The sequence below is a fragment of the Bacillus cereus group sp. BfR-BA-01380 genome (assembly GCF_022663535.1).
GTDB lineage: Bacteria > Bacillota > Bacilli > Bacillales > Bacillaceae_G > Bacillus_A > Bacillus_A cereus_BB.
In genome coordinates this window covers 136,147-157,903 of sequence record NZ_JAKUFS010000007.1, presented here as the reverse complement: position 1 = coordinate 157,903, position 21,757 = coordinate 136,147, and the positions used below count along the sequence as shown (strand labels likewise).

The following is a 21,757-nucleotide window of genomic DNA, read 5'->3' as shown; positions in this document are numbered from 1 at the left end:
GCAACAAAAGAAGGGGAATTAGATGCATTCCCCTTCTCTTCCTACATTAAGTATATCAAATTATTTCTGTTTAAAAACTACCTGTATTCACGTTTTTCGGACGATCAACCGGCTTTATTAATTTATCGCCTTTTTCTGTAACAAGATTCGCCTTTCCATTCACTTGAATGGACACATTTTCTACACCTTGTTTTTCTGTTAAAGATAATACAAGCGACTGCAGTACATAGTTAGAAATCATACTTTTATCTTTATTCGCATAAATATTTTCATTAAAGTTCAATGTCACCGTCCCTTTTTCAAGTTTCGGTTCATTGATTAACTTCACGTCTGGATTAAAGTCATATGTTAACGCCGACTTCTGCGACGGTCCTTTCACGAGTTCTTTTACAATTGTCGCTACTGCGTTTTCCTTCCCTTCTGCAACGCGGCGCGTTACTGGCACATAATAATTTTGTTTATTACTTTGCGCCAAGAAATACAGTGTAATCGGTTTTGTATTTGCAAGATCAGCAACTTGTTCATCATCAAAGTTAATGCCATTTGCTCGGCTTAGCCCATTACCAATCGGCGTACCAGCAACAGGCATTTTCGCTAAATCTTGCCCATTCACGCTGAACTTCACATTCTTTACTTCTTTAAACTGTGTTAATGTCCAAGTAACCGCTTCTACAATGCGGCGTTCTTCTTCTTTTTTATAGTTTTTCAGCTCTTTTGAAAAATCAACAACTGCAGTCCCGTCTTTTTTCACATCAACTGTCATTTCTGTGTCCGCTGGGAGCACAGCTTGAAATCCATTTGGCAATAAGTTTGTTACCGGCCCGTCTTTCACTAAATATTGTAATGACTGCTTAATCACCGCGTTATCTTTCGGAGCAGGTAACTGTACCGTTTGCGGCACAACATAACCATTTTTATCTACAAGATATAAATCTAAGTTTTTCGTTTCTCCTTGTTTCGCAGTTTCTTTCTTCTCACCGTCCGTATACGTTATTTTCTTAGGTGGATCAATTTGCTCTGTCGCTTTTTCCTTACTAAACAAACCGCACCCTGCTAATAAAACTGTACTTAATGTAGCACAAACAAGCCATTTGAAAGTTGATTTAGGCATACACTTTCCCCCTAAAAAATCTAAGTTTGTACTATATGTATACGAGCCTCGTTTTCACTTTAGAACAAGCAATGACAACTTATCTTTTAAAAAACACCTGGATAAAGGGAATTTTCTATTAGCCGTGGATTACTACTTATAACTAGTAGGATCAAATCATCAAATGCAAAAGTAGACTACATACATTTTTGAACAATTTATGAATCCTCCAAAGTTGTGATAAATATCACATCTCCTTATTTCCCAAAACTTTTATAATACAAGCATAAAAGTTTGTTAAACATTTCACAAAAAAGAAGGGAAATGAATATGAAAACACGTTTAGTCATGATCGGGAATGGTATGGCTGGAATACGCTGTATCGAAGAAATTTTAAAACAAAACGATACCTTATACGACATTACCATTTTTGGAGATGAACCGCATCCAAACTACAATCGTATTATGCTCTCCCACGTCCTACAAGGAAAAACAAATATACAAGATATCATTATGAACGAATACAGTTGGTACGAAGAAAATAATATTACGTTGTATACAAATGAAAAAGTACTGCAAATTGATCGGAAAGAACAAGTCATTGTTACAGAAAAGAATCGTCTTGTTATGTACGACAAACTCATTATCGCAACAGGATCCAGTGCTTTTATTTTACCTGTAGAAGGTGCAAATCTTCCTGGTGTAACAGGTTTTCGCACAATTGAAGATACACAATTTATGATGGATACCGCTAAGCAATATAAAAAAGCAGTTGTTATCGGCGGCGGATTACTTGGTTTAGAAGCCGCCCGAGGGCTTATTGACTTAGGAATGGACGTGCATGTTGTTCATTTAATGCCGCACTTAATGGAACAACAACTCGATGCTAAGGCATCTTCACTACTACGTGAAGATTTAGAATCACAAGGTATGAAGTTCCTTATGGAAAAGAAAACAGTAAAAATTCTTGGTACAAACCACGTTGAGGGCATTCAATTTGCAGATGGCGATATTGTAACATGCGATTTAATTGTGATGGCTGTTGGAATACGTCCGAATACACAATTAGCAAAAGATGCTGATTTAATTGTAAACCGCGGTGTTGTAGTCAATGACTATATGCAAACAAATGATGAAGCAATATATGCAGTTGGAGAATGCGCAGAACATGACGGGATTGCATATGGACTTGTTGCACCACTTTATGAACAAGGTGCTATATTAGCAAAACACATTACAAATACACAAACAGATGGATATACTGGCAGCATCGTCGGTACACAGTTGAAAGTTGCAGGATGCGATTTATTCTCCGCTGGTCAAATTTATGAAGATGATGTCACAAAAGCAATCTCCATTTTTGACGAATATACACGTTCCTATAAAAAGGTTCTGATTCGGGACAATAAAGTTGTTGGTGTTGTTTTATATGGTGATACAACTGACGGTACACGCCTCTTCAGCATGTTAAAAAAAGAAGAAGATATACAAGAATACACACCAGCTTCTCTTCTTCATAAAGCTGGTGAAGATAACGGACTTGACGTTGCAAGTATGAGTGCTGATGAAACTGTTTGCGGATGCAACGGTGTCACAAAAGGAACAATTGTTAATGCTATTTTAGAACAAGACTTAAAGACATTCGAAGAAGTAAAAGGGTGTACAAAAGCGGCAGGATCTTGCGGTAAATGTCGCCCAGTTGTTGAACAAATTTTATCTCATACACTTGGAGATAACTTTGATGCTTCTGTCCAAGTTGCAGGCATGTGCGGATGTACAACATTATCTCGCGATGAAGTTGTAGCCGCAATTCATGAGAAAGGGTTAAAGTCACCGAAAGAAGTACGAAACGTCCTTAACTTCGCACACGAAGAAGGCTGTTCCAAATGTCGTCCTGCATTAAATTACTATTTACGTATGACTTGTCCAGAAGAGTATGCTGATGATAAAGCATCACGCTTCGTTAACGAAAGACTGAATGGAAATATTCAACATGACGGAACATTTTCTGTTATTCCACGTATGTACGGCGGTGTTACAACAGCAGATGATTTAATGAAAATTGCAGAGGTTGCGAAAAAATACGACGTCCCACTCGTGAAAATAACAGGTGCAAGCCGCATCGGTTTATATGGTGTTAAAAAAGAAGATTTACCAAAAGTGTGGGCTGATCTTGATATGAATTCTGGCTACGCCTATTCGAAGTCTCTTCGCAATGTAAAATCATGCGTCGGATCCCGCTTCTGTCGCTTCGGTACAAAAGATTCATTAGGACTTGGCATGTTGCTTGAGCAGTCATTAGAAATGGTGGATACACCACATAAAATGAAAATGGGTGTAACAGGTTGTCCGCGCAACTGTGCAGAAGCATTAACGAAAGACTTCGGCGTCGTTTGTGTTGAAAATGGCTTCCAACTTTATATCGGAGGTAACGGCGGTACAGAAGTACGTGAAGCTGATTTTGTAATGATTGTCTCTTCGGAAGAAGATGTAATTCGCATCGCCACAGCGTACGTACAATACTATCGTGAAACTGGTATTTACGGCGAACGCACAGCTCCTTGGGTAGAACGAATAGGCTTAGATCAAATAAAAGAAGTGCTGCATGATGAAAGTATGATCGCTAAATTAAATGAACGCTTCCAAACAGCACGAAATACCTATGAAGAAGCTTGGGGACAAGCACTAGAAACACAATCACTAAAAACGATGTATGAAGTAGAGATTGTAAAATAAGGAGCGATTCATATGTTACAAACGAAAGAAAAAATAAAAATTATGCCTGCCGCAGATCTTCCTGTACAAATCGGTAAAGAAGTGCGCATAAAGGACATGTCTATTGCCTTATTCCACCTTGCAAACGGCGACATTCGCGCTGTAGAAAATCGGTGTCCTCATAAAAATGGCCCATTAGCGGAAGGGATTGTTTCTGGCGAATTTGTCTTTTGTCCGCTGCACGATTGGAAAATTTCATTACGAACAGGTGAAGTACAAAAACCTGATGACGGCTGTATTCAAACGTATGAAGTACAAATTATTGATGGCGATATTTATATATACATGTAACTTACACAAGGAAGCCTCTTCTCGGCTTCCTTTCCAGTAAAAACAGATGAGGTGTAGAGATGAACGGATACGTATATTTAGTTGGTGCAGGACCTGGTGATGAAGGGCTTATTACAAAAAAAGCGATAGAGTGCTTACAAAAAGCAGATATTGTTTTATATGACCGCTTATTGAATCAAAATTTACTTCGCTATACAAAGTCAACATGCGAACTTGTCTATTGCGGAAAAATGCCAACAAATCATGTGATGCGCCAAGAAATGATTAACACGCATTTACTTCAATTTGCCAAAGAAGGTAAGACTGTTGTCCGCTTAAAAGGCGGAGATCCCTCTATCTTTGGCCGAGTTGGCGAAGAAGCGGCCGCTTTAGCAGCAGAAAACATTCCCTATGAGATTGTACCAGGTATTACATCTAGCATCGCCGCTAGCGCGTATGCCGGCATCCCTCTCACCCATCGCGACTACAGTAATAGCGTGACGTTACTAACTGGTCATACAAAGGGGCCGATTCAGGATCATGTTAACTACAACTCACTCTTAAATAGTGATACTGTTGCCTTTTACATGGGCATTAAAAACTTACCGACCATTTGCGAAAACTTACTGCAAACCGGAAAGAAAAAAGATACACCAGTAGCAGTCATCGAATGGGGCACAACTGGAAGACAGCGAGTTGTTACAGGTACACTGTCCACAATTGTTGATATCGTCAAAAAAGAACACATTTCAAATCCTTCCATGACAATTGTTGGGGATGTCGTATCCTTACGAAAACAAATCGCTTGGAAAGAACATAAGCCATTACATGGAAAAAAAGTTTTACTCGCCTCTTCATCAAATAAAACAAGTAAGGCAGAGCAAAAATTACAAGAAGCTGGAGCAGAAACATATCAAATTCCAACTTTCCAAAAACGAGATTACACTTTAACACAGGAACAACTCCGTGAAATATTTGATGCCAAGCGTCTTGTTTTCTGTTCAGCCGAAAGCGTAGCAATCTTATTACAATCATGCGCACAGCATCGGAAAGATATCCGTTCCTTACAAGGAGTTCTCCAGCATATGAATCATGCTGCCGAGGAAGCACTTATGAAATATGGACTCTTCAGTGAACAAGCAAGGTTTTCTACAAAAACAACTGTGTATCTAGGACGAAACATTAACCGAATTGCTGTCATTCAAGAAAAAATCGGCCCTGGCTCTTATATAATGACCCATGAATATAAAATAGATCATCGTTTTGATGAAATTCATACACGTATGCTCTCTGAATTTACATGGGATAGCATTGTATTTGAAGGGCGCGCCGCAATTGATACATTTATAGCAGAAGTGAAACGCCTTGGTTTCATGCATATTGTCAATTTACCATTCTCGTATACAGATGAACTAACTTTACAGTACGCAAATAAAGTCGGATTCCAGAACATCGATTATGAATTACAAGCGATTTTTAATGAGAAAGAAGTGGCGGAACAATGAAAGGGATTGTTTATATCGGGCACGGCAGTCGATTACAAGAAGGCAATAAACAATTCATCCACTTCGTCCAGTCCGTTATAAAGGAGCGGAGTGAAAATATCCAAAAAATTGGCTTTCTTGAACTCACAACACCAACTGTCCAAGATGCGATTACAGAAGCGATTGTAGATGGAGCAACTGAGATTTTACTTGTCCCTGTTTTATTATTTGCAGCAGCTCATTATAAACGTGACGTTCCTTTCGAAATTGAGCAATCGAAAAAGCGCTATCCGCATATTACATTTTCAGTTGTACCACCTTTCAGTACACACCCGCTCATGATCGAGCTTGTAATCAAAAGAATACGTCAAGCCATGCCCATACAAGATAGCGAAATTCTACTCATCGGCCGAGGTAGTAGTGATTCTCAACCTATACATGAATTACAGCAAATCGGATTAGCAGTTGAGCAAAAAATTGGCATACCCGTTTCCTGCTCTTTTTTAACAAAAGGAGCGCCTTCTTTTACCGAAGAACTTAATCATATAGCAGCAGCGGCTCAACACGTATATGTCATGCCATACCTTCTCTTTACCGGATTATTACTTCGGAAAATTGAGCGCCATGCACACACATATACGAACGTTACAACGTGTAACTGCCTTCAATTTGATCCCTATATGAAGTCCGCATTATTAGAACGAATGGAGGAATATGTACATGCGTAACTTATATCCCCTTATATGTAATCTAGAAGGCAAGCGTGTTGTCATTATCGGAGGCGGCAAAATTGCATACCGAAAAGCATGCGGATTACAGGATACAGGAGCACTTGTCACCGTTGTGAGTCCGGACATTTGCGAGGAAATGCAGAAACTCTCCTATATTACATGGAAACAAAAAGCATTTACAGATGAAGATATAAAAGATGCTCATCTCATTTATGCCGCAACAAATCATCACGATGTAAATATGAGAGTCAAACAGGCAGCGCATGATTTTCAGTGGGTTAATATCGTAAGTGACGGCACACAATCATCTTTTCATACACCTGCCGTTATTCGAAATAACGAGTATATTGTAAGTATATCCACTTCAGGCAAACATCCATCATTTGCCAAGCAAATCAAACAAGAGCTATCAACTGTTCTTCCACAACTAATAGATAGTTAAGCAAACAAAAGACCACCCTTATTCAAATACACACATAAGGGTGGTCTTTATATATTTTTCTTAACTTACTAGCTACATAGACAGCAGCTTTATAAAACGATATGCTTCACATTCTCAATTGGTTGTCCAAACCATTTTGAAGCAATTTCTTTAAACACGTCAATTTCTCCTGTTGTTAAAAAAAGATGATCACTTTGCTCTTCTATATCATATAGCATCTTACTATGATATAAAATCGTGCTTACTTCACGAGCTGTTTCATCACCTGAACTAATCAATTGTACAGAATCGCCCATAACCCGTTGAATAACTGGCCCTAAAATCGGATAATGCGTACATCCTAAAATTAATGTATCTATCTCCATTTTCTTCAATGGTTGCAATGTTTCTCTTACCACTTCGTACGCCATTTCACTCTCAAAATTCCCGCTCTCCACAAGCTCAACAAACGGCGGGCAAGCTAAGCTCTCTACTAATACGCGGTTGTTAATCGATTTTAACGCTTCTTCGTATGCACCGCTTTTCACTGTTCCAATCGTTCCAATTACACCCACATGGTACGTATTTGTCACTTTAAGTGCGGTACGCGCACCTGGATGAATGACACCCACAACTGGAATAGATAATTTCTTTTGCATTTCTTCAAGCACAACTGCCGTTGCAGTATTACAAGCAATTACGAGCATTTTAATATCCTGCGCTAGTAAATGCTCTGTCATTTCCCATGTATATTGTCTTACTTCTTCACGAGATCGTGGACCATATGGGCAACGTGCTGTATCTCCTAAATATATAATTCGCTCTTTCGGTAATTGCCGAATTAATTCTTTTGCTACTGTCAAACCACCAACACCTGAATCAATTACACCAATCGCTCTATTCAAAACAATCGCCCCGTTTTCTCTTTCATAATCTAACTGTACCTTTCCAAGCAGCGCACTCATTATTCATAGAATAATAGGAGTTTCACCTTATGTACATGTATAGACCTTTTCATTTTCCTCCTTTTCCTAGTAATTTGCAAGATACAAAAATAACCGGCTTTTCTTTACTTGAAAGCCGGCTTTATTCTTTATAGTTCAAGCTCTCCCATACGAAGGAGCTCGACAACTGCTTGTGAGCGTCCCTTAACTCCTAGCTTTTGCATTGCATTTGAAATATGGTTACGTACGGTCTTTTCACTAATAAATAGTTCACTTGCAATTTCTTTTGTTGTTTTATCTTGAACGAGTAACTCAAACACTTCTCTTTCTCTTTTTGTGAGCAACGGTTTAGATTGATATTCTTTTTCCTTCAATTGGTATAACCCTCCTTGCTTAAGCCAGAGCTGTATGTGTGTAAGTTGGGTGTTTATTTAGTCAAGATATTGTATGAATAGAAGCAAGTCGTGGTGAATACAAATAAGCAGAAATTGCATGTATTTATAAAAAATTATTTTCACTCCCACAAGCATTGTCCGCTAATGCGGGATAAAGCAGTCATCTTCTCTCTAAAAATGCAATATAATTCAATCGTTCCTGTTCATTGCTACATAAAAAATGATGAATCATGGAAAGGAGAGGCGTTCATGACAGAAAAAAGATTATATAAATCTTCAACAGATAAAGTGTTTCTCGGCGTATGCGGTGGTTTAGGAGAATATTTCGGTGTAAGCACAAGTATGATCCGCATTCTTTGGCTAATCGCTATCTTATGTTTTGGAACAGGTTTTTTAGCTTATTTCATTCTTATATTGCTCATGCCAAGTTCTTATGAATAAGGGCACTGCTTTTTGCGGTGCCTTTTCTATATCCCGCTATTCGTGGGCAGTTATCCCCCACTGGTGGAAGTTTCACTTTATTTTATTCCCCTTGTTTTCGGTTTGTTTCAAATTAAACGGAAACTTCTCCTTTATCTAAATTGTTTTTTATGTTGACAAAGAATAATAGGTGTAACTATAATGGTTACATTGACTTGTAACAAAATTCGTTACAACTTAAATACAAATAGATACATTTTTATATACAATAAAGTGAAAAAGGAGCATGAACATGAAACTCGCAGTAGTAGGCGCAACTGGTAACATTGGAAAACAAATCATTGAGGAAGCTTTAACACGCGGACACGAAGTAACAGCGATTGTACGCAACGCATCTCGCGTAGAAACAACACATGAAAATTTACATGTTGTAACGGGTGATATCTTTCATGCAAGCAGCATTGCAAAAGAGGCAGCAAATCATGACGTTTTAATTAGTGCATTTGGTCCTAAACATGGTGAAGATGAGAAACTTGTAGAAGCAACACATTCTTTATTACAAGCAGCAAAACAAGCTGGCGTCTCTCGTCTTGTGTCAGTTGGAGGCGCAGGTAGCTTAGAGGTAGCACCGGGCTTACAAGTTGTCGATACACCAGACTTTCCTACAGAATGGAAGTCAATTGCATTAGCTCACCGCGATGCCTTAGAGGTATATAAACAATCCGATTTTAACTGGACGAATTTAAGTCCTGCTGCAATGATCGAACCAGGAGAACGCACAGGCAAATATATAACAGGTACAGATCAGTTATTAACAGATGAAAACGGTGAAAGTCGCGTTTCCATTCCAAACTACGCGGTTGCTTTATTAGACGAAATAGCAACTCCGCAATTCCTACGTCAACGCTTCACAGTACGTAACGCTTAACGAAAAAGAACCTAGCCTTGCATGATAGAAGGCTAGGTTCTTTTATTGTTTTATTTTTTCTTCTAAATTCGTAACGAGCTGTTTTACCTTTACATTTGCAAGAACATTTTCCATCGCTTCTTGCGCTTGTAACAATATAATTTCTAACACATTTTGAATATTTGCTCCAACCGGACATTGTACATTTGGATTATCATGAAAAGAAAATAAATGTCCTTCTTCCACAACTTCAACTGCTTTGTATACATCAAGTAACGTCACTTCGTCTAAATCCCGAGCTAAAGAAGTACCGCCTTTTCCAGCTTGTACATCAACTAGTCCTGCTTTTTTTAGCATTCCTGTAATTCGGCGAATAACGACTGGGTTTGTATTGACACTACCAGCAATCCATTCAGATGTACAGCGTGAAGTTTTATCAACTGCTAATAATGTTAACATATGAACAGCCACCGTAAAACGACTACTAATCCCCACTTGTATTCCCCTCCTTTATTCCATTCTCTATCGTTCATAAAAAATAACGTATCTTTTATTATATACCACTTTCTTTCGTTATATAAAGTGAAACTTCCATCAGTAAGATAAAGTGAAACTTTAATCAGCCCTCACCAATCGGGCTTTTACGGGCAGTTTATCTCCCGCCTAACTTCTTAAGAAAAGCGGAAGCGGCTCGCTCAGAATCGCAGGACGCCCACGCACCTGACAGAGAGGCGCTTTTTGCCTCGTCCGAGGGGGCGAAACGACCGGAGATTCTAGCCGCTAGAGCTGGACAACAAAGAAATGTGGAAGTGGCTCGTCCAGAATGTGAGGGGGATGGAGCTTCTGACGTAGAGGTGTTTTTTACCTCGCAGGAAGAAGCGAAGCCACCGAACATTCTAACCACTGGAACTGGACAATGCTTTCACCGAATTTTGAGGTGGGAGTATTACTGCCCACAAATAGCGGGATAAAATAAAAAGCATTGTAAATCCAGAGAAAAAATCCTGATTTACTTATGAAGAATCAGGATTTTTTTTGTATTAATGACGCTTTATAAATTTAGTAAGATCTTTAAATTTCACTTTATCGGAATAGTTCATGACACCGTTTACGTAAATACGACTTGTAATAAAGTTTAAAAGGAAGATTGTCGCAAGTAATAACGATAAGGTAATGCTAATTTCTAAAGCGCCAGCTTCTCCAGCTACAACTCGTGAGAATGTAACCATCGGCGTAAAGAAAGGAACATATGAACTAATCACAACAATTGTACTATTTGGATCTGATAATGATTTCATACTAACGAAAAACGCTGCCATAATTAAAATTGCGACTGGAAATGATACTGATTGTAAGTCTTCTGTTTTTGATACAACAGCTCCAGCTGCTGCATACATCATCGCGTATAATAAATAGCCAGTAATAAAAAATACAATAAACAGACTAATAACTTTTGCATCTAACTTCGCAAAATCAACTGGAAGACCAAATACAGACGCATGATCTAAGTCAATCCATCCAATTAAAACTGGAACGAGAAAACCACATGCAAGGATAGCAATTTGTAATAACGCTGTTGTAACAACAGCAAGAATTTTAGCGTACATCATATACAGCGGTTTCACTTTCGAAAGCATAATTTCCATAACACGAGAGGATTTTTCTGATGCGATATTCATCGCAATTGTGTTTCCAAACGCCATGATAAACATATATAGTACAAATATAAACACATATGCAATACCGAAGGAGGAAGCACGATCTTTTATCGCTTCTTCTTTCACCGAAATATCTGTTTGTAATTGCTGCGCTACATCAGACGGCACCTTATGTTCCGAAAGAATCACTTGCGTATATTGCCGTTTCAAATAGTTTGCTATAATAGTAGACGTTTCTCGACTTGGAAAACCGTTGTACATGTACGTTACTTCGGGAACTCCATTTTTCTCTGTAACGTAAAAGAGACCATCTAGCTTTCCTTCTTCAACTTGTTTATGAAGTTTTTCTAACTGTTCTTTCTTTTCCACTTGTATTTGAGCTGACGGAAGAACTTTATTTAACATCTCTTCTTGCACTATATATGTCGAACTATCCATTACGATTGCCAATTTATCTTTGTCTTTATTTTTATCTTTATCAGAGGTAAAGTGATTAAAAGCAAAAATTCCAAATACCACCAAAAATAAAACCCCACTTGTAATCAGTGATTTTTTGGAAAGAAATGATTCTCTAAAATAAAATGAAAACACATGAAAAAATTTACGCATCCTTATTTCGCCCTTTCCACAAAGATTTCATTTAAGGTCGGTTCTAGCATTTTAAACTGACGTAAATGCACACCTTGATCTTGTAATTTTTGCAAGATTGATAGGGCTTCTGTATCTTCCCGAACTTTAATATAAAGATAACCAAGACGTTTCTCATACACAACCTGTAATGCTTGCAATGCTTTTTCATTTTCTTCGTTATCTTCAATTGTTAAATTTCGAAATCCATATTCTTTTTTTATATCACTTAAGTGACCTTCTACAATCGCTGCACCTTTCTTTAAAATACACACATGCTGACAAAACGATTCAACTTGTTCCATACGATGACTTGATAAAATAATTGTTTTCCCTCTTTGAATTTGTTCTTCAATAATATTTGCTAGCATTTCAGCATTTACGGGATCCAATCCACTAAACGGTTCATCTAAAATAAGTAACTCCGGGTCATGTAGAAGTGCTGCGATTAATTGAATTTTTTGTTGATTCCCTTTCGAAAGTTCCCCTGCAGGCTTATACTTATATTCAGGGATCGCTAATTTTCCTAACCAAAAATCAATGGCTGTATCTACTTCTTTCCTTGTCATTCCTTCTAATCTCCCAAAATAGCGAAGCTGATCAATTACTCGACTTTTCGTATACAAACCTCTCTCTTCAGGAAGATAACCAATTGTTACACCACTCTTCGAAATCTCTTTCTTATCCCACGTGATGCTACCCTCATTTGACGTTAATAAACTTAACAACATTTTAATGGTTGTTGTTTTTCCTGCACCGTTTCGTCCTAGAAGTCCTAATACTTCACCTTTTGGTAAGGTAAGATTTAAATGATCCACTGCAACATTTTCACCAAACCGCTTGGTTAATTGTTGAATCTGCAATGTCATACTTTTCTCTCCTTCAAATTTAGTCCTATAAATTTAATAATATTCAAAATACGTATGTTTTTTCCATATTTTATTATAACATTGCACATACTAAAATATATACGTATATCAATATGCAAAATTGCATGCGCTTTTCATTATGTTATTGTGATATAATTAATTATATCATCATAATATACTCAATAATCGAATTACACACCTTAGGAGGACGCTATGAAGAAGAGAACATTAACAACACTGTTATCTGTTGCATTGTTATCTACAACTTTAACAGCATGCAACACAACAGCAGAACAGACATCAGCAAAAGCAAAAGAAGAAAAGGTCCAACTAACAGATCAACAATTAATGGCTGACTTATGGTATCAGACATCTGGTGAAGCGAAAGCATTATACTACCAAGGCTACAACATCGGTACACTAAAGCTAGATGCATCTCTTGCTAAGGGGACGAGCAAGAAACCAGCTGTTGTACTAGACTTAGACGAAACTGTTGTTGATAACAGTCCACATCAAGCAATGTCTGTGAAAACAGGAAAAGGCTATCCTTATAAATGGGATGACTGGATTAATAAAGCCGAAGCGGCAGCTCTTCCTGGCGCAATTGACTTCTTAAAACACGCAGAATCAAAAGGTGTAGATATTTACTACATTTCAAATCGTAAAACAAATCAATTAGATGCAACGATTAAAAATTTAGAGCGCATCGGTGCTCCACAAGCAACGAAAGAACACGTCTTGCTACAAGAGCCGAAAGAAAAAGGAAAAGAAAAACGTCGTGAACTCGTTTCACAAACGCATGATATCGTCTTATTATTTGGTGATAATTTATCAGATTTCATTGGTTTTGATGGATTATCCACGCAAGATCGTAATAAGAAAGTAGAAGAATTAAAAGCGCAATTTGGCGAGAAATTTATTGTTTTCCCAAATCCTATGTATGGTGACTGGGAAGGCTCTTTATATAACTATGACTTTAAAAAAACAGATGCAGAAAAAGATAAAATTCGCAGAGACAACTTAAAAGCATTTGAAGATAAAAAATAAAGGGTGGCACTGTGCCATCCTTTATTTTTTTCTTATAACATAAAAATAGAGTTAACGGAAGGTTATAATTGTGCCACTTAAAACAAACGGAATAATAATCGACATTTTTTTACAATTTTTTTTCATTTTCATTACATCACAACTCCTTTGTTCCTTTTTATATAAGATAGATTTATAATGTAAAAAGATATTCAAGTACGAGCATTTTAGAAAGGACTACATCGGTTAAAAATGATTAAAAAAAGAATTATAAAAAGGACCCTTTTAATTTCGATTATTATTATCATTGTTATTTCTTTAATAACTCTTCTCTCTAAATCCTTCATACACAAACAAGCAGAAGCAGTTGAAACAGTTGAAACAAAAAGGCATGCTGAACATCCAAAAGAAGAGATTCCACCGTTCCCAAAAGCAAGTACGACAGCAAAAAAAACAGATGATCAATATAGCCTTGTCAATAATCCTGATTCATTACTCGTATTAGTCAACAAGCATCGAAAGCTACCAGACTCTTATACACCAAGTGATTTAACAAAACCAAATGTTCCATTTTTATCTCCGAAAGATAAAGAAAAAACATTACTTCGTAAGCCAGCAGCAGATGCCTTAGAAACAATGTTTGAAATAGCAAAAAAACAAGGAATTGAGCTTTCAGCTGTATCTGGATTTCGCTCTTATAAACGACAACAGTCATTACACAACACATACGTAGATCGTCAAGGAAAAGAAGCTGCTGATTCGTTAAGTGCCGTTCCTGGAACAAGCGAGCATCAAACAGGACTTGCTATAGATATTAGCTCTAATTCAGCAAATCTTCAATTGGAGTCTGTATTCGGAGAAACACCTGAAGGAAAATGGGTGGCAGAGCATGCGCACGAATTTGGATTTATTATCCGTTATCCGAAAGATAAAACAAACATTACAGAATATGCTTATGAGCCATGGCATCTTCGTTTTGTCGGCAATCCGCATGCCACATATTTATATACGCATCACCTAACATTAGAAGAAGCGACGGAAGACAAAAAATAAGAGAGCTATGCGCTCTCTTATTTTTTTAATCTACTAACCTTTCTTTCCATTCTACTGACCAAGGTACTCCTTTTCCCATTTTTTTAGAAGCCTGTACCATCGCTCCGCGTCCCACTAAACAAATCTCTCCCGCCTCATTCTTCACCATATAGTGTAAATCTAAAGACGAGTTTCCCACATTTTCTGCTTTTACATACACTTTTAAGTTCTCATCAAAGAATACCTGTTTCAAAAAATTACATTGTAAATCCGCTACTACAATCATCGTTTCTGACGATTCATGCACCCACTCTTGCATAAAACCAAGTTCTTTAAAAAATTCAATACGAGCTAATTCAAAATAAGTAAACGCAACACCGTTATTCATATGCCCAAACATATCCGTTTCACCAAAACGAACCTTTACAGGAATATAAAATGAAAATGCACTCGCCCACTCTTCAAAATGTTCAATATAATGAATCTTCTTCACAAACATCCATCTCCTTCTTGCTTACTCCCTTTAATATTATTTGATTTTTCGGAAATTTAAAACCAAAATGTACTGCTTTGCAAAACACAAAGGGACCTGCACTTGTCTTCTCTCTTTGTTTTACCATCGCCCGTGGCGAGAAAAAAGCCCTGACCGCTTCTACGCATAGCCAGACTCTCTCGTCCACCCTAAATGAAAAGTTTTTTTATGTTGTGTATTTATATACCTACAAAAATTGCCTCTTCAAACTGAAGAGGCAATTTAAATTAATAGTTATTGTCACTACCAAAGAAATCTTTAAAAGATTGAATCGTTGTATCACGGTTTAATGCAGCAATCGATGTCGTTAATGGAATTCCTTTTGGACAAGATTGTACACAGTTTTGTGAGTTACCGCAGTTTGCAAGTCCGCCATCACCCATGATTGCACGTAAACGATCCGCTTTATGCATTTCACCCGTTGGATGTGCATTAAATAAACGTGCTTGTGAAAGTGGTGCTGGACCAATAAAATCAGATTTATTGTTTACGTTTGGACATGACTCTAAACATACACCGCAAGTCATACATTTTGATAATTCATATGCCCATTGACGTTTCTTCTCTGGCATTCTTGGCCCTGGACCTAAATCATACGTACCATCAATCGGGATCCATGCTTTTACACGCTTTAACGCGTTAAACATACGACTGCGATCCACTTGCAAATCACGAATAACCGGGAATGTTTTCATTGGTTTTAAGCGAATTGGTTGTTCTAGTTGATCAATAAGTGCTGTACATGATTGACGTGGTTTTCCGTTGATTACCATCGAACATGCTCCGCACACCTCTTCTAAACAGTTCATATCCCAAGCAATAGGTGTTGTCTTGTTCCCTTTTGCATCAACAGGGTTACGACGAATTTCCATTAATGCCGAAATAATATTCATATTTGGACGATATGGAATTTCAAATTCTTGATCATACTCCTGTGAGTTCTGGTCATCTTGTCTTGTAATAATAAGGCGGATTGTTTTCTCAGACATGTTGCTTATCCCCCTTCTCTTCACCCTTACCAGCTACTTCATGTTTTGAAGAATAATCACGCTTACGTGGTTTAATTAATGAAATATCAACGTCTTCGTAATGGAATGCTGGCGCCACTCCTTCTCCTTCAAACTTCGCCATTGTTGTTTTCAAGAAGTTCTCATCATCACGATCTGGGAATTCTGGTTTATAATGCGCACCGCGACTTTCATTACGGTTATATGCACCAATTGTAATAACACGAGCCAATTCCAACATATTTGCCAATTGACGTGTAAATGAAGCACCTTGGTTACTCCATTTCGCTGTATCGTTAATGTTAATGCGTTTATATCGCGCCATTAACTCTTCGATTTTCGCATCTGTTTCTAATAATTTTTTATTATCACGAACTACTGTTACGTTATCTGTCATCCATTCTCCAAGCTCTTTATGAAGAACATATGCATTTTCATTACCATCTAACGTTAAAATATTGTTGAATTTTTCTGTTTCGATTAATTCATTTTGCTCATATACAGCAGATGAAACAGCATCAGATGATTTTGAAAGTCCTTTCATGTATTCAATTGCATTTGGTCCCGCTACCATTCCGCCGTAAATCGCTGAAAGTAATGAGTTAGCACCTAGTCGGTTACCACCATGCATTGAATAATCACACTCACCAGCTGCAAATAACCCTGGAATACTTGTCATTTGCTTATAGTCAACCCATAGTCCGCCCATTGAGTAATGAACAGCTGGGAAGATTTTCATCGGTAGTTTACGAGGATCATCACCTGTGAATTTTTCATAGATTTCAATGATTCCACCAAGTTTAATATCTAGTTCTTTCGGATCTTTATGAGAAAGATCTAGATATACCATGTTTTCACCGTTAATACCTAACTTTTGCTCAACGCACACATCGAAAATTTCACGCGTTGCAATATCACGAGGTACAAGGTTTCCATATGCAGGATATTTCTCTTCTAAGAAGTACCATGGTTTACCGTCTTTATACGTCCAAACGCGTCCACCTTCACCACGTGCAGATTCACTCATCAGACGTAACTTATCATCCCCAGGAATTGCAGTCGGATGAATTTGAATGAACTCACCATTTGCATAATATGCACCTTGTTGATATACAGCAGATGCTGCTGTACCTGTATTGATAATAGAGTTTGTAGATTTTCCGAAGATGATACCAGGGCCCCCTGTTGCCATAATTACAGCATCAGCTCGGAAACTTTTAATCTCCATAGATTGTAAATCTTGCGCTACGATTCCGCGACATACACCTTCGTCATCTACAACAGCGCGTAAGAAATCCCAGCCCTCATATTTCGTAACAAGACCCGCTACTTCATGACGGCGTACTTGCTCATCTAACGCATATAATAATTGCTGTCCTGTTGTTGCACCAGCGAATGCTGTGCGGTGATGCTGCGTTCCACCGAAGCGGCGGAAGTCTAGTAATCCTTCTTCCGTACGGTTAAACATAACACCCATGCGATCCATTAAGTGAATAATACCAGGTGCTGCATCGCACATCGCTTTTACAGGAGGTTGGTTCGCTAAGAAATCTCCTCCATAAATTGTATCGTCAAAGTGGATCCATGGAGAATCCCCTTCACCTTTTGTATTTACAGCACCGTTAATGCCGCCTTGCGCGCATACAGAGTGAGAACGTTTCACTGGTACTAAAGAGAATAGTTCTACGTTCACGCCTGCTTCCGCTGCTTTAATCGTTGCCATTAAGCCGGCTAATCCACCGCCAACTACGATAAGTTTCCCTTTCATGCTCTCCCACTCCTTACAAGTTTGCTAGATTCGGATTAATGAACGCAAATAATGCGCTCACTCCTACGTACGATAATATTAAGAAAACTGCTAATGTTACATACGTAGAAATACGCTGTGAACGTGGTGATACTGTGATACCCCAGCTAATAAAGAATGTCCATAATCCATTTGCAAAGTGGAAAATAGCTGATAAAATCCCAACTAAATAGAAGCCAAACATAAATGGATTACCTAAAATATTTGCCATCATATCATAGTTTACCGTTTGCCCAAGCGCAGCCTGAATGCGAGTTTCCCAAACGTGCCAAGCTAGGAATATAAGTGTAAACACCCCTGTAAATCGTTGCAGAACGAACATCCAGTTACGGAAATAGCTGTAAGATGTTGCATTGTTCTTAGCTGTAAATGCGATATATAAACCGTATACAGCATGATACAGCAATGGTAAGAAAATTACAAAAATCTCCAATGCGTACCGGAATGGAAGCATTTCCATAACATGAGCAGCACCATTAAAAGCCTCTGCTCCTCTTGTTGCAAAGTTGTTTATTACTAAATGTTGCGTCATAAAGACGCCAATTGGAATGACACCCAGTAACGAGTGCCACTTGCGAAATGTATACTCGCGGCCTTTCATGTCCCCATTACCCCCTCGAATATTTGATTGCTGTTTGCACATTACTTTATAACAATAGCATTTTTCCACTATTGTTATAAGAAAAACTGAAAAAATTATTCGAAATATTTCAGCATAATTTGATAACAAATTCATTTTACTCCTATTTTTGTCGAAGCGTCAAGAAAACGTATACATAATCTGTATATAATTTTTATATTCTTTTTTCATTCTCTATATCAGATTTTTTCTAAAGAAATAGCTGTGTTTATCTATATAAAATGGTATATAATATGGGCAGTATAGAAAGTGGGGAATATAGTGAGTACAAAAAAAATTGAGAGCGAATCTTTACAAAATATTTCAATCAATGCGTTTGCCTATGAATTGCTTCGTGAAGAATTACTTCCTGACTTAATAGGGAAAGAATTAGATGCCATTTTATATTGGGCTGGCAGAAACTTAGCACGAAAATACCCGTTAGAAACAATCGATGAAATAAGCCAATTTTTCGAAAAGGCTGGTTGGGGTGACTTAACGATTTTTGAACATAAACGTCGTGAAATGTACTTTAAACTAACAGGTGCTCTTATTGAAGAACGCCAGCAACAAAAAAGACATTCTTCTTACCAATTAGAAGCTGGTTTTATTGCTGAGCAAATTCAGAAGCAGCGTAATGTGATTGCTGAATCTTACGAAGAACAGAAAAAGCGCTCTAACTCTGTTACATTTCTTGTGCAATGGGATGTAAAAGATCCTGTCGAAGCATAATGCACATTCATAAGTCAACTAGACATGACCATGTCCAGTTGACTTTTTTTATCCCACTATTTGTGAGCATGCGCTCTTCTGATGGAAGTTTTACTTTCTCTATAGAAATCCATTTTAATTTCCCGGTATCTTTGTCTAGCTCTGCCTCCTAGGCCCTCATGTCTAAACAGTCGGCTCCACTTTTCTTTATAATCCAGCTCCAGCGGCTAGAACAGTCGGTGGCTTCGCGTCTTCCGCCGAGGCAAAAAGCGCCTCTATGTCAGAAGCTCCATCCCCCTCTTGTTCTGAGCGAGCGGCTTCCGCTTTTCTTTATAAGTCGCTGCTATGCAGAATAAAAAATATAGCACATTCGGCTTCTCCCTTTGTTTTAAACTTTGTTGTGGCAGAAAAAGGCCCTGACGCTTCTATGCATGAACAGATGCTCTCACCCGCCTAAAAAAGAAAGAGATTTTTTAACTTATATATAATATAACAGTCACTTTATACGATTTGTGACATTCTTGGATTCCAACAAAAAAATAGAAGACATTGCCACCTACAATGTCTTCCCTGTTAAATACGCATGAATGGTTTCTGCTATTTTTTGCGGCATTCCAGCTTCTATAATGTCTGGAACAGACGATTCTTTCATTTTCTTAAGAGAACCAAAATGTTTTAAAAGTGTTTTCTTACGTTTTTCTCCGACTCCTGGTATATCATCCAATGCCGATTGAATGACAGATTTCCCATGAATTTGACGATGAAACGTAATCGCAAAACGGTGCACTTCGTCTTGAATACGCTGTAATAAGTAAAACTCTTGACTGTTGCGCTCTAGCAGAACAGGTTCCGGCGGTTCACCAATTATTAAATGTGACGTACGATGTTTATCATCTTTCACGAGCCCTGCTGTTGGAATAGAAAGACCGAGTTCATTTTCTAACACATCAGCTACTACAGCGAGATGACCTTTCCCACCATCAATGACAATTAAATCTGGAAGGGGTAAGCTTTCTTTTAAAGCACGCGTATAACGGCGGCGCACAACTTCACGCATCGATTCATAATCATCGGGTCCTTGCACCGTTTTAATTTTATATTTGCGATACTCTTTTTTGGCAGGTTTCCCATCGATAAAGACAATCATCGCGGAAACCGGATTTGTCCCTTGAATGTTAGAATTATCAAATGCCTCAATTCTATGCGGTGTTTCAATTCCTAGATGTTCTCCTAAGTTTTCTACCGCCTTAATGGAGCGTTCTTCATCGCGTTCAATTAAATAAAATTTTTCATGCAGTGCAATTTTCGCATTCTTACTCGCTAAATCGACAAGTTCTTTTTTCTTGCCCCGTTTTGGCTGCGTTGCTTCTACGTCTAAAAATTTTCCGATCAGTTCATGATCAATGCTGCTTGGTACAACAATTTCTTTCGGTTTAAAGTGATTATTTTGTTCATAAAATTGCCCGATAAATGTTAGAAACCCTTCTTCCGGATCATCATAAATCGGAAACATCGAAACATCCCGTTCAATTAACTTTCCTTTTCGAACGAAAAATACTTGCACGCACATCCACCCTTTATCGACCGCATAACCAAACACATCGCGATCAACTAAGTCGCTCATAATCATTTTCTGTTTTTCCATAATCGCATCCATATGAGCAATTTGATCTCGCAATTCTTTCGCTCGTTCAAACTCTAATTTTTCTGATGCTTCATACATTTTTGCTTCCAATTCCGAACGAATTTCTTTATGTCCACCATTTAAAAACTTAATAATTCCATCGACAAGTTCTTTATTTTGTTCATCTGTTACCTCTTGTACACATGGCGCTAAGCATTGTCCCATATGATAATATAAACAAACTTTATCTGGTATATTTGTACATTTCCGAAGCGGATACATACGATCTAGCAACTTTTTCGTTTCATGAGCTGACTGTGAATTTGGATATGGACCAAAATATTTTCCTTTATCCTTTTTTACATTTCTCGTAATAAGCAAACGCGGCTCTTTTTCAGCTGTAATTTTAATAAATGGGTATGTTTTATCATCTTTTAATTGGATATTATACTTTGGATCATATTTTTTAATTAAATTTAACTCTAAAATGAGAGCCTCTAGATTCGAGGAGGTGACAATATATTCAAAGTCAACAATTTCTTCTACAAGCCGAAGTGTTTTCCCATCATGTGAACCAGTAAAATACGAGCGCACACGATTTTTTAACACCTTGGCTTTCCCGACATAGATAACTGTTCCTTGCTTATCTTTCATTAAATAACAGCCCGGTTGGTCCGGTAAAATCGCTAACTTCTCTTTTAAATGCTGGTGCACTCGTATTCCTCCGTTTCTTGCATGTTTATCATTCTTATTTTCCCAACATACGTTCTTTTATTGTAATGGAAAGCAGAAAAAAATGAAAACATTA

21 protein-coding genes are annotated in these 21,757 nt (G+C 37.8%); 10 read left to right on the top strand and 11 right to left on the bottom strand.

Annotated elements, in window-relative coordinates; genetic code table 11:
• Positions 1 to 70: 70 nt before the first annotated feature.
• Positions 71 to 1,111 (bottom strand): GerMN domain-containing protein, encoded by a 1,041-nt coding sequence (locus MR076_RS09160; protein WP_242219883.1) that lies wholly within the window; start codon positions 1,109 to 1,111, stop codon positions 71 to 73.
• 309 nt (positions 1,112 to 1,420) lie between these two features.
• Here MR076_RS09160 and nirB point away from each other — a divergent pair, with 309 nt between their 5' ends.
• From nirB to MR076_RS09135, 5 genes are read left to right on the top strand one after another with little or no spacing between them, the layout of a single operon-like run.
• Positions 1,421 to 3,826 (top strand): nitrite reductase large subunit NirB, encoded by a 2,406-nt coding sequence (gene nirB / locus MR076_RS09155; RefSeq protein WP_242219881.1) that lies wholly within the window; start codon positions 1,421 to 1,423, stop codon positions 3,824 to 3,826.
• A gap of 12 nt (positions 3,827 to 3,838) precedes the next feature.
• Entirely contained in the window at positions 3,839 to 4,156 is a 318-nt protein-coding gene (nirD, locus tag MR076_RS09150) for a nitrite reductase small subunit NirD (RefSeq protein WP_242219879.1), read from the top strand.
• Positions 4,157 to 4,215: 59 nt separating this feature from the next.
• Positions 4,216 to 5,640 (top strand): uroporphyrin-III C-methyltransferase, encoded by a 1,425-nt coding sequence (locus tag MR076_RS09145; protein WP_242219877.1) that lies wholly within the window; start codon positions 4,216 to 4,218, stop codon positions 5,638 to 5,640.
• On the top strand, positions 5,637 to 6,347 hold the full coding sequence (locus MR076_RS09140; RefSeq protein WP_242219875.1) for a sirohydrochlorin chelatase: 711 nt from the start codon (positions 5,637 to 5,639) through the stop codon (positions 6,345 to 6,347). The genes MR076_RS09145 and MR076_RS09140 overlap by 4 nt, the downstream gene beginning before the upstream one ends.
• Positions 6,340 to 6,792 carry a precorrin-2 dehydrogenase gene (locus tag MR076_RS09135; protein WP_242219874.1) on the top strand — a complete coding sequence of 151 codons (453 nt, stop codon included), beginning with the start codon at positions 6,340 to 6,342 and terminating at the stop codon, positions 6,790 to 6,792. Before MR076_RS09140 ends, MR076_RS09135 begins: the two co-directional genes overlap by 8 nt.
• An 89-nt stretch (positions 6,793 to 6,881) precedes the next feature.
• Here the strand turns inward: MR076_RS09135 and racE are convergent, their stop codons facing one another.
• Together racE and gerE are read right to left on the bottom strand one after the other, a co-directional pair.
• Complete coding sequence (gene racE, locus MR076_RS09130) at positions 6,882 to 7,736, bottom strand: glutamate racemase (RefSeq protein ID WP_277928430.1); 855 nt, start codon at positions 7,734 to 7,736, stop codon at positions 6,882 to 6,884.
• Between the two features lie 128 nt (positions 7,737 to 7,864).
• Complete coding sequence (gene gerE, locus MR076_RS09125; RefSeq protein WP_020060005.1) at positions 7,865 to 8,089, bottom strand: spore germination transcription factor GerE; 225 nt, start codon at positions 8,087 to 8,089, stop codon at positions 7,865 to 7,867.
• A gap of 270 nt (positions 8,090 to 8,359) precedes the next feature.
• Between gerE and MR076_RS09120 the strand changes: the two genes are divergently transcribed.
• Together MR076_RS09120 and MR076_RS09115 are read left to right on the top strand one after the other, a co-directional pair.
• Positions 8,360 to 8,551 (top strand): PspC domain-containing protein, encoded by a 192-nt coding sequence (locus MR076_RS09120; protein WP_242219872.1) that lies wholly within the window; start codon positions 8,360 to 8,362, stop codon positions 8,549 to 8,551.
• Between the two features lie 271 nt (positions 8,552 to 8,822).
• Complete coding sequence (locus MR076_RS09115) at positions 8,823 to 9,458, top strand: NAD(P)-dependent oxidoreductase (protein WP_242219871.1); 636 nt, start codon at positions 8,823 to 8,825, stop codon at positions 9,456 to 9,458.
• Positions 9,459 to 9,500: 42 nt separating this feature from the next.
• Here MR076_RS09115 and MR076_RS09110 read toward each other — a convergent pair whose 3' ends face one another.
• The 3 genes from MR076_RS09110 to MR076_RS09100 form a co-directional block, all read right to left on the bottom strand.
• A complete protein-coding gene (locus MR076_RS09110) occupies positions 9,501 to 9,932 on the bottom strand; it encodes an Rrf2 family transcriptional regulator (protein ID WP_090919615.1) in 432 nt (143 codons plus the stop codon).
• Positions 9,933 to 10,477: 545 nt separating this feature from the next.
• The gene (locus MR076_RS09105; protein ID WP_242219869.1) at positions 10,478 to 11,704 is read right to left on the bottom strand and encodes an ABC transporter permease; all 1,227 of its coding nucleotides are present in this window, start codon (positions 11,702 to 11,704) and stop codon (positions 10,478 to 10,480) included.
• Positions 11,705 to 11,706: 2 nt separating this feature from the next.
• Positions 11,707 to 12,591, bottom strand: a complete 885-nt coding sequence (locus MR076_RS09100) for an ABC transporter ATP-binding protein (RefSeq protein WP_242219867.1) — start codon at positions 12,589 to 12,591, stop codon at positions 11,707 to 11,709.
• Positions 12,592 to 12,804: 213 nt separating this feature from the next.
• Between MR076_RS09100 and MR076_RS09095 the strand changes: the two genes are divergently transcribed.
• On the top strand, positions 12,805 to 13,638 hold the full coding sequence (locus tag MR076_RS09095; protein WP_242219865.1) for a 5'-nucleotidase, lipoprotein e(P4) family: 834 nt from the start codon (positions 12,805 to 12,807) through the stop codon (positions 13,636 to 13,638).
• A gap of 249 nt (positions 13,639 to 13,887) precedes the next feature.
• Positions 13,888 to 14,670 (top strand): M15 family metallopeptidase, encoded by a 783-nt coding sequence (locus MR076_RS09090; protein WP_242219995.1) that lies wholly within the window; start codon positions 13,888 to 13,890, stop codon positions 14,668 to 14,670.
• A gap of 25 nt (positions 14,671 to 14,695) precedes the next feature.
• Here MR076_RS09090 and MR076_RS09085 read toward each other — a convergent pair whose 3' ends face one another.
• The 4 genes from MR076_RS09085 to MR076_RS09070 form a co-directional block, all read right to left on the bottom strand.
• Positions 14,696 to 15,142 carry an acyl-CoA thioesterase gene (locus tag MR076_RS09085; protein ID WP_242219863.1) on the bottom strand — a complete coding sequence of 149 codons (447 nt, stop codon included), beginning with the start codon at positions 15,140 to 15,142 and terminating at the stop codon, positions 14,696 to 14,698.
• 266 nt (positions 15,143 to 15,408) lie between these two features.
• Positions 15,409 to 16,170, bottom strand: a complete 762-nt coding sequence (gene sdhB, locus MR076_RS09080; protein WP_242219861.1) for a succinate dehydrogenase iron-sulfur subunit — start codon at positions 16,168 to 16,170, stop codon at positions 15,409 to 15,411.
• A complete protein-coding gene (gene sdhA / locus MR076_RS09075) occupies positions 16,163 to 17,956 on the bottom strand; it encodes a succinate dehydrogenase flavoprotein subunit (RefSeq protein WP_242219859.1) in 1,794 nt (597 codons plus the stop codon). Before sdhA ends, sdhB begins: the two co-directional genes overlap by 8 nt.
• Before the next feature lie 13 nt (positions 17,957 to 17,969).
• Positions 17,970 to 18,596 (bottom strand): succinate dehydrogenase cytochrome b558 subunit, encoded by a 627-nt coding sequence (locus MR076_RS09070; protein WP_242219857.1) that lies wholly within the window; start codon positions 18,594 to 18,596, stop codon positions 17,970 to 17,972.
• A 300-nt stretch (positions 18,597 to 18,896) separates the two neighbouring features.
• Here MR076_RS09070 and MR076_RS09065 point away from each other — a divergent pair, with 300 nt between their 5' ends.
• Complete coding sequence (locus tag MR076_RS09065; protein WP_242219855.1) at positions 18,897 to 19,346, top strand: YslB family protein; 450 nt, start codon at positions 18,897 to 18,899, stop codon at positions 19,344 to 19,346.
• A gap of 535 nt (positions 19,347 to 19,881) precedes the next feature.
• Here the strand turns inward: MR076_RS09065 and uvrC are convergent.
• Complete coding sequence (gene uvrC, locus MR076_RS09060; protein ID WP_242219852.1) at positions 19,882 to 21,663, bottom strand: excinuclease ABC subunit UvrC; 1,782 nt, start codon at positions 21,661 to 21,663, stop codon at positions 19,882 to 19,884.
• Between the last annotated feature and the right edge of the window lie 94 nt (positions 21,664 to 21,757).